The organism is Glycomyces salinus, from assembly GCF_016428645.1.
In the GTDB taxonomy this organism is placed as follows: Bacteria; Actinomycetota; Actinomycetes; order Mycobacteriales; family Micromonosporaceae; genus Glycomyces; species Glycomyces salinus.
In genome coordinates this window covers 1-3,481 of the sequence record NZ_JAELXW010000031.1, presented here as the reverse complement: position 1 = coordinate 3,481, position 3,481 = coordinate 1, and the positions used below count along the sequence as shown (strand labels likewise).

At 70.0% G+C, this 3,481-nt stretch carries 3 protein-coding genes; 2 read left to right on the top strand and 1 reads right to left on the bottom strand.

What is annotated here, in order from left to right; all coding sequences use genetic code 11:
* The first annotated feature begins 337 nt into the window (after positions 1-337).
* The gene (locus JFB92_RS10880) at positions 338-1,834 is read left to right on the top strand and encodes a phosphodiester glycosidase family protein (protein WP_199038006.1); all 1,497 of its coding nucleotides are present in this window, start codon (positions 338-340) and stop codon (positions 1,832-1,834) included.
* A 23-nt stretch (positions 1,835-1,857) separates the two neighbouring features.
* On the opposite strand, the gene JFB92_RS10875 is transcribed toward JFB92_RS10880, so the two are convergent.
* Positions 1,858-2,469 (bottom strand): TetR/AcrR family transcriptional regulator, encoded by a 612-nt coding sequence (locus JFB92_RS10875; RefSeq protein WP_199038004.1) that lies wholly within the window; start codon positions 2,467-2,469, stop codon positions 1,858-1,860.
* 88 nt (positions 2,470-2,557) lie between these two features.
* Between JFB92_RS10875 and JFB92_RS10870 the strand changes: the two genes are divergently transcribed.
* A partial coding sequence (locus tag JFB92_RS10870; protein WP_199038002.1) for an aldo/keto reductase occupies positions 2,558-3,481 on the top strand: 924 nt, incomplete at its 3' end.

The window sequence follows — 3,481 nt, the reverse complement described above, 5'->3', positions numbered from 1 at the left end:
CACCACGTAATCAACCCTCTATCACAGCCGGGGCGATTCACACTCCACACAGCCCATGGTCGCCGCCCGAATGAGGCGGCATCCTCCTCACCTGCGGACCGGATCCGGTGCCCGACAGCCCGCTTCGGTCGCCGTCAGCGCTCGCTTCATTTGGTCGATACTTCGGTAGCACAGCGCTAATACACTGCGTCACATGCGAAGAGGCCAATGGACCACGGTTGTGGGCGCGATTCTGGTCATCACGGGGTCCACCAGCCTCGCCGCCTGCACCGATTCGGACTCGGATTCAGGGCAAACGGCGCTCTGCTCTGATTCGCAGGCCGGTGATCCCGGTGCGGTGGCGAACGGTGTTGCGTACGTGTCCTGCGAGCTCAACGGTTCGCGAGCCCACATATTGACCGTCGACCTGGAAGCCGACGGTGTCGGTGTGGGGGTCCTGATGCCGGACCATCTGGCCGCCACCGAGAGGCCCAGCACCATGGGACAAGAGGCCGGGGCCGTCGCGGTCGTCAACGGGGACTTCTTCAACAACCGAGAGGACGGCCATCCCGACGAGCCCCACACCGACGCCCCGGTGGGCCCGGTCGTCGTGGACGGCGAGGACCTGAAGGGGCCGGTTCCCGGCGAGCAGCGGATGGGCCCGCGCCGCTACGGCCAGTTCACCGCCAACGACACCGTCTTCGGCATCACCACCGGCGGGCGCGCGAGGGTCTCCAGCCTCCACGTCGACGGGGAGATTCGCACCCCGATCGGATCCTTCGAACTGGACGCGGTCAATCAATACGCCATCCCCGACGGCGGCATCGGTGCCTTCACCCCCGAGTGGGGGCCTGAGACGCGCAACCGCGCCGTCTGCGGCACCGACGACGACCGCCATGGTCCGTGCAGCGAGAAGGTCACCGAAGTCACCGTCGTCGACGGAGTCGTCAGCACCGTCAACGACCTCTACAGCGACTGGAGCGGCGTCGACCCGGACGAGACCGTCTTCGTGGCCCGGGACTCGGCCGCGGACGATCTCCTGGAGCTCGAAGTCGGGGACCCCGTCACGTGGGAGTACGAACTGGTGTCCCCTGACGGCTACGAATTCACCGACGCACTCGGCGGCCTGCCCCTGATCGTCGACGACGAGGTGGTCTACGACTTCAGCGAGAACGACCAGCAGGCGCCGCGCACCGTGGTCGCCAACAGCCAGGACGGTCTGACCGTCTACATGGTGGTGGTGGACGGCCGGACCGACGAGAACCCGGGCGTCACTCTGGAACAGATCACGGCACTGGTGCAACTGCTCGGAGTCCAGGGCGCGGTGGCACTGGACGGCGGGGGCTCCAGTCTCATGGCCGCGGCCCGACCGGACGGGGACGGGCTCGAAGTGGTGAGCGATCCGTCCGATCCATGGGTGCTCGGAGAGGAGCGCCCGGTCGCCAACGCGCTGGCGGTCTTCGGCGACCCGTCCTCAGTCGCCGACGATCGGAATCCTCCCGACTCGGAAACGGCCGGACCGTCCGCTCCGGCCAGCCCGCTGGAGGGGACGTGGAACGTGGTGGCGACCTCGCCGGGACAGGCGTCGACGCTGGTCTTCGACGCGGAGGGCAACGCCACCTATACCTCCGAGGGCACGATCGTGGACTACTGGTCGGGGAGTGTCGAGACCGAGGACGGCTCGGTGTTCACCGTCGACTTCACGCCCTCCGACAGCATCTATGAGGAATACGGAGAGGACGCGGACCCGGACGACTGGGCCTTCACCATGACCTTCGAGCTCGGCCCGGACGGCGACACTCTCGTCGTCTCCGGGGAGTTCGGGGAGACGGAGTACGTCCGCGCCGAAGACTGAGCCCGCCGCGGCAGCGCTCGGGCCTACGGCGCGAAGGCGCCGGCTTCGGCCGCGACCGCCGCGGCCTCGGCGGCGCGGTCGGCCGCGGCCGGTTCGAGCGGTTCGCCGCTGGCCAGGAGCCGGTAGTAGAGCGGCGCGGAGACGGCCCGGACGACCTCGGCGGCGTCGGTTGCGGCCGGGACCTCTCCGCGCTCGGCGGCGCGCTCGACGCACGGGGCCCATTCGGCGATCCGGATCGCGTAGAAGCGGTGCAGCGCCTCGGCGGCCTGCTCGTCGCAGGTGGCGGCGGCGATGACGGCTTTGAACAGCGGTCCTTGGAGGGGGTCGGTCAGGGTGCGGCGGATCAGGTGGGCGAGGGCCAGGAGGTCGCCGCGGAGCGTCCCGGTGTCCGAGCGCGGCTGCGAGGTCTCGGCCATCTGGGCGAGCAGGTCGGCCACCACCCCGGGGACGGTCCCCCAGCGGCGGTAGACGGTGGTCTTGCCGACCCCGGCCCGCCGGGCGATGTCGGCCAGGTCGATGTGGCCGAATCCGTGCTCTATGAGCGCGTCGGCGGCGGCGCGCAGCACCGCGGACCGGACGCGGGCGGTGCGGCCGCCGGGCCGGACGGTCCCGGGTTCGGGCAGATCCACGCTCATAATGGAACTCCAGTTGTGTTTACAGCATTCCTGAGTTAGTCTAGTCCTCACGTTAACAGAACCACAGGACCATTAGAAGGATCTGATCATGGAATACCGACGACTCGGAGCCTCCGGCCTCCATGTCCCTGCTCTAAGTTTCGGGGCCGGGACCTTCGGCGGCCGGGGCCCGCTGTTCTCCGCGTGGGGCGACACCGACGTCGACCAGGCCCGCCGCATGGTCGACATCGCCCTCGACGCCGGGCTCAACATGTTCGACACCGCCGACGTCTACTCCGACGGCGCCTCCGAGGAGATCCTCGGAGCGGCGCTCAAGGGCCGCAGGGACCGGGTGCTCATCTCCACCAAGGCCGCGCTGCCGGTCGGCGAGGGCCCGGGCGACGCCGGCGCCTCCCGCGCGCACCTGACCGGCGCGGTCGAAGCGGCACTGCGGCGCCTGGGCACCGACCACATCGACCTGTTCCAGCTGCACGCCTTCGACGCCGGGACTCCCGTCGAGGAGACGATGTCCGTGCTCGACGGCCTGGTGAGGGCCGGGAAGATCCGCTACGCGGGCGCCTCGAACTACGCCGGATGGCAGCTGATGAAGTCCCTGGCCGCCGCCGACCGGCTGGGCCTGCCCCGCTTCGCCGCCCACCAGGTCTACTACTCGCTGGTCGGCCGCGACTACGAGTGGGAGCTGCTGCCGCTGGGCGCCGACCAGGGAGTCGGCGCGATGGTCTGGAGCCCGCTGGGCTGGGGACGACTGACCGGGAAGATCCGCCGCGGCCGGCCCATCCCGGAGGGAAGCCGCCTGCACGAGACCGCGCAGTGGGGGCCGCCGGTCGACGACGGGCACCTCTACGACGTGGTCGACGCCCTCGACGAGGTCGCCGAGGAGACCGGCAGGACCGTCCCGCAGATCGCGATCAACTGGCTCCTGCGCCGCCCCACGGTCGCCTCGGTGATCGTCGGAGCCCGCGACGAGGAGCAGCTGCGCCAGAACCTGGGCGCGGTCGGCTGGGAGCTGACC

Coding starts and splice junctions, on each gene's coding strand:
- JFB92_RS10875 (WP_199038004.1), bottom strand. CDS start 2,469: ATGAGCGTGGATCTGCCCGAACCCGGGACCGTCCGGCCCGGCGGCCGC.